Origin of the sequence: Streptomyces sp. NPDC002573, assembly GCF_042889625.1 — a bacterium.
In the GTDB taxonomy this organism is placed as follows: Bacteria; Actinomycetota; Actinomycetes; order Streptomycetales; family Streptomycetaceae; genus Streptomyces; species Streptomyces gibsoniae.
In genome coordinates this window covers 1-5301 of the sequence record NZ_JBIARC010000181.1, presented here as the reverse complement: position 1 = coordinate 5301, position 5301 = coordinate 1, and the positions used below count along the sequence as shown (strand labels likewise).

The following is a 5301-nucleotide window of genomic DNA, read 5'->3' as shown; positions in this document are numbered from 1 at the left end:
GAGGTCTGCGCCGGTCATGTCGGCGTAGAGGGCGAGTTGGCCCAGGAGGAGCACGGTGCGGGCGAAGTCCTCGCAGTTGGGGCACATGCCGGGGTCTCCCTTCATCAGGCATGGCGGGGGTAGGGACCTGGCGCGAAGGCGGTCGCGCCGACCGTGGAGCGGGAGAGTCAGGTGGTGGCCGGGATGGACTCCACGGCCGGGGCCTCGGCCCGAGCCGGGACGCCAAGGGCGGGCCGGAAGGGGGCCAGTTCAGGCAGGTCCGGGGTGCGGTCCGCGTGCCGGTTGCAGGTGTTGACGGCCTGGCGCAGGGAGGTGTGCGGGGCGCGGATGCGGTGCCAGCCGCCGGACGAGTCGCCCGCGATGGCGACTCCGCGCATCTCGGCGGGGATCTGGATGGCGGCGAGGACGGCGTCCGGGGAGATGTCGCCGAAGGCCATGTTCGCTGAGGTTTCGTCGTTGACGCGGTGGGCGGTGCGGCCGGTGAGCTGGGCGCGGAGCATGGTGATGCCCTTGCCGAGTTCGGAGCCGAAGCGCTGTCCGCAGATCTCCAGGTAGATGCCGGCGGCGCGGCCGAGCTGGGCGAGGCGGACCAGGGCGGTGATGATGCGGTCCCGTCGCTTCTCCTCCTCCTTGGTGGCGAAGAGGGCGAGTTCGGCGACCTCGTCGACCAGGACCACGACGGGCACGGGGCGCAGGTGTGCGGGCAGGTCCCAGATGTCGGCGGCGATCTCGGCGTCGGGGACGTCTGCGGTGATGCGCTGTTCGGTGCGGATGAGCTGGTAGACGCCTTCCATGCGGGCCACGAGGGCTTCGAGGAGTTCGGCGGCGGTGTCGGGGTTGTCGGCGAGTGCGGAGAACCGGCGGGCCAGCGGGAACAGCTCCACCCCCTGTTTGCAGTCGATGCCCACCAGGGCGACGTCCATCGGGGCGAGCCCGGCGACCAGGTTGCGCTGGTAGACCGATTTCCCGGACTCGGTGGCGCCGAGGGTGAGCGCGTGGGGTATCGCCCGGTAGTCGCGGTAGTGGACCGCACCGTCCTCCCGCAGGGCCACCGGGACCCGCATCGGGCGGGTGTCGGTCTGAGTGGGCATCTGCACCCGCTTCAGGACGTCGTAGCCGGTCATCCGGACCTCGACCACACCGGAGCGCACCTCGCGGGAGGTGACGCCGTACATCGCGAAGGAGTGGCGTAGCCGGTCGGAGGCGGCGGCGACGTCGAAGGCGTCCTGCCCGGGCCGCAGCTTGAGGCGCAGGACCAGGCCGGTCCTGGTCGGTCGGAGGCGCAGGATGCGCGGGGGGCGGGATTCGGGCATGGGCCGGTTGGTGGCCCGGGCTAACGCCAGGCGCCAGCGCGAGGGCGGCATGGTCAGCCCGCAGGCGTCCATGACGGAGGCGTAGCGGACCAGGACCCGCAGCGTGGCGAGGGTGACCCCGAAGGTCATCCAGTACCAGGCGGGGCGCCGCCACCGCAGGAGACCCGCAGCGGCGACGACCAGCACAAGCGCGACCGTGAAGCCGGTCATGATCAGGCCGCCTTGGGCTTCGACGCAGCAGCGGCGAGCGAGGTGACCGCGACCGCACGGAACGCGATGCCGTGCCGCTTCTGGCCGTTGAAGTCGTTCTCCCACGGCCGGGCGATCAGACCCGTGAGCGCCACCGGCGTGCCCATGGCCAGCTCACCGGAGATGCCGGGCTCGGGGACGGTGACGGACAGGATCTCGACCTCGTCGTTCGCCGCGAACATCACGTCGACGGTCATCAGCGGCGCGCCGGTCTCAGTGTCCGTGGCGATCTCGCCGGTACGGCGGTCCTTGACCTTGGGCTGCGGGGTCTTGGCGACCATCACGGTCGCGGCAGTGGTGTCCACGGGAATCTGACGCATCGTCTTGTCTCCTGCTGTGGTGAGTCCTTGGCCGACGTCCGTCGGTAAGACCAGGAGACCGCGAGATGGGGCGGACACATCACGGCCCGTCTGGACGTTTAGGGACGTCTGAGATACCGTCAAAACGTCCCGAGGGGTCCCGAGGAAGGGAACGTCATGGCGAACGAGCGTCTGCGCGCAGCGATTTCAGCGAAGGGCGAGACGATCCAGTCCGTTGCCGAACACGTCGGAGTCGACCCCAAGAGCGTCGAGCGCTGGATCACCACGAACCGGACTCCCCACCGGGGGCACCGTTGGAAGGCCGCGAACTTACTCGGGATCGACGAGGTCTACATCTGGCCGTCAGTCGAGAAGCAAGCCGAGAAGGCGAGCGCGTCGGAGCTGATCACGTACTACCCGCACCGCGGTGCTGTCCCTGCCCCGCTGTGGTCCTCCCTGATCGAGAAGGCGACGGACCAGGTCGACGTTCTGGTGTACGCGGGACTGTTCCTCTTCGACAGTCACCCGGACCTGCCGGACCAGTTGGCCGAGAAGGCGAAGGCCGGCGCCCAGGTCCGCATCCTGCTGGGCGACCCGGAATCCGCGGCTGTCCGGCAGCGGGGTGAGGAGGAAGGTATCGGCGACGACCTGGCGGCGCGAGCGCGGATCACTCGCCGGTACTTGCAGCCCGCCATGTCGACGCCCGGCGTCGAGATCCGGCTGCACGACACGATCCTCTACAACTCGATCTACCGGTTCGACGACGACGTGCTGGTGAACCCCCACGTGCTGGGAGCTCCCGCAGGACAGAATCCGGTGATGCACTTCAAGTACCTGCCGGGAGCGCGGACGTTCCGGCACTACATGCGGAGCTTCGACTACGCATGGGAGCAGGGCCGGGCGGCGTAACAGGCTCCCGGCGTGCGACGCTGAACGCATGGCACGCGTCGACTACTTCAACGATCCGAACGCCCCGAAGGTGAACAGCCTCGTTCCCTCCGTGACCGCCGTGGCTCGCAACGAGGCCGGGGAGGTCCTGCTGATCCACAAGACCGACAACGACCTATGGGCTCTGCCCGGAGGCGGCATCGACCTGGGCGAGTCAGCTCCCGACGCGGCTGTACGCGAGACCAAGGAAGAGACCGGGTTCGACGTCGAGGTAACCGGCCTGGTCGGGATCTACACGAACCCCGGGCACGTCATGGCGTACGACGACGGCGAGGTCCGGCAGCAGTTCTCCATCTGCTTCCATGCCCGCATCGTCGGCGGCCAGCTGCGGACGAGCAGCGAGAGCAAGGAAGTCGCGTTCGTCGATCCGAGCAGGCTGGACGAGCTGACCATCCACCCGTCGATGCGCATGCGGATCGACCACGGATTGGCCGGCCGGACCGAGCCCTACATCGGTTGAGCGGCCATGCGGTCGAGGGTTCGCTCGACGGCGGCCTGGAGGTACGGACGCGCCTTGCTGATCGCGTTGTGTACCTCGCTGCCCGGCTCATAGCGGACCAGGATCTCGTCGATCCGGGTGTCGAAGGCGAAGGACTGCCCGGCGGGGCCGGTCGTCATGTCGGCGAAGATCAGTGCGTCGAGGACGGCGGAGTCCTCCCGTTCGTAGACGGCCAGCTCTGCCGAGAGACCGCGCTGCTCCGCTTCGTACACGGCCCCGGAGTGGTGGGCGACCAGCCGCACGAGACGCGTCGGCGCACCCAGCGCTTCCAGATGGCGGGCACCGTCGAGGGGGTGGAACCCGGTGTCACGCAGCTCAGGGGCGTAGCCGATGTCGTGCAGCCACGCCGCGGCGACGAGGAGACCCCGGTCAGCCTCGGACACAGCCACGGCAGCCTCTTGAGCTCGAGCAGCCACCGCCTGAGTGTGCAGCCAGCGGTTCCCGAGCTGGGGAAGCAGAGACTCGGCGAGTTCGGCCGCTCCCTGAGGCGTGTCCAGTGCAGAAGGCATGCATGGAACGGTAGCCGAGACGAGCGGTGAGTCGACAGGCCACGATCGAGCGATATCGATCATGGTGCGGTACAACTTTCCCTACTTCATCAAGCACCCGTCGTCGCTTCGCTCCTCCGGGCGGGCGCGGGCGGCCGGCGGCGCCCGCGCTCATGTCTCCGCCCCGCTCGGCACCGCCGCCCGCCCGCTCCCGCCCAAGAGGCAGGCACACAGTGCATGAGGTCAGAACACGTCGTGGCTGGGGCGGTCGGCTCCACGGCTTTAGGCAGCCACCTTGGCGCGAGCCTCGAAGATCATGGCCCAAAATCGGGCACTAACGGGCAGGTCCACAAGCCTGCCCGATTCGCGGGCCAGCGTAATGGGCCATGATCACTCGCGCCAAGGCAGCTCCAGCCCAAAGCCGTTCCGCCGACCTTGGATCTTCGGCACACTGACGCCGTGTCGTTTCTCAACAGCGCAACGGTGGCCGCCGTAGTCGCAACCCTAGGCACTCTGGGTGGCTCGGCCCTCACAGGACGAATCAACCTCCGCGCGCAGAATCAACAGCTTGAGCGCCAGGCTGCTGCGGCCGCCCAGGAGCGGGCAGAGCGGCTAGAGGAGCGGGCAGAGCGGTTAAGGGAAAGCCGCAGGGAGGAGCGGAAGGCGGCTTACACAGAGTTCATCACTCAGGCGGTCCGTACAGCGAACGCCAGCCTCGCGATGTGCCGGCCAGACGCAAGTGACCCGGCTGTCTTTGAGCAAGCGAGAGCGGAAGCCAGGGCGCACCTAGCGGAACTCTGGCCGATGCTTGCTTTGGTCAACGTCCTCGGACCCGCGCCTATCGCCGCGCTGGCAGACAAGGTACCGCTCGCTCTTCAGCGCGAAATGAGGGCAGCGGAACAACATCCAGGCGGGCCGCTCTCAGCTATCAGAGACGAGTCAGACACGCGCCAGCGAGCTCAGCGAGCCTTCGCGGACAGCGCGCGCAGCCTTATGGAGCAGAGTCCAGGACGGTTGCCTAGCCAGACATCGCACGCGGACTCTGACCGGGCCGTCTCTGGGCCGTCCGAAGCGAACCGACGTTGACAGATGATGACAACTAGTCCCGGCATCCGTGCAGGTCATGCAGCCAGCTACACTGGACCGCCCCACGTGGCAGACTTGGGTCACCACTTCCAGAAGAACTGATCGAGTGGCCCATGCACCCTTGACTCGATCATTGAAACTCCAGCCCAAAGTCGTTCCACCGCCCTCGCGATACCCCTGAGCGCCGTGGAAACGAGCGCGGATTAGTCACTCCCTGGATCGGAGACGTCGATCAGGAGGCGGAATAGCAGGCCGTGCGGTGGGCGGTCGCTGTTCGTCGGCGAACGGTGCGGCGAGCGGTCGACCGCCTAAGACCGACCGGCAAATGGTGGGCTGCCTGGCGGCTGGACGCTCTGGGCATGAGACAGGCACGGGCCTGAGTGATCATGGAGTTCTCTACGCTCAGTGATCACCGGAGG

At 67.9% G+C, this 5301-nt stretch carries 5 protein-coding genes; 2 read left to right on the top strand and 3 right to left on the bottom strand.

Annotated elements, in window-relative coordinates:
* Positions 1-167 precede the first annotated feature (167 nt).
* Positions 168-1523, bottom strand: coding sequence for an FtsK/SpoIIIE domain-containing protein (locus tag ACFYX0_RS46640; protein WP_388981635.1), 1356 nt, complete (start codon positions 1521-1523; stop codon positions 168-170).
* Between the two features lie 2 nt (positions 1524-1525).
* A complete protein-coding gene (locus ACFYX0_RS46635; protein WP_388981633.1) occupies positions 1526-1882 on the bottom strand; it encodes a hypothetical protein in 357 nt (118 codons plus the stop codon).
* 156 nt (positions 1883-2038) lie between these two features.
* Between ACFYX0_RS46635 and ACFYX0_RS46630 the strand changes: the two genes are divergently transcribed.
* Entirely contained in the window at positions 2039-2770 is a 732-nt protein-coding gene (locus tag ACFYX0_RS46630) for an XRE family transcriptional regulator (RefSeq protein ID WP_388981632.1), read from the top strand.
* A 28-nt stretch (positions 2771-2798) separates the two neighbouring features.
* Entirely contained in the window at positions 2799-3269 is a 471-nt protein-coding gene (locus ACFYX0_RS46625) for an NUDIX hydrolase (RefSeq protein ID WP_388981629.1), read from the top strand.
* Here ACFYX0_RS46625 and ACFYX0_RS46620 read toward each other — a convergent pair.
* Positions 3257-3817, bottom strand: a complete 561-nt coding sequence (locus ACFYX0_RS46620; protein ID WP_388981627.1) for an HDIG domain-containing metalloprotein — start codon at positions 3815-3817, stop codon at positions 3257-3259. The genes ACFYX0_RS46625 and ACFYX0_RS46620 overlap by 13 nt on opposite strands.
* Between the last annotated feature and the right edge of the window lie 1484 nt (positions 3818-5301).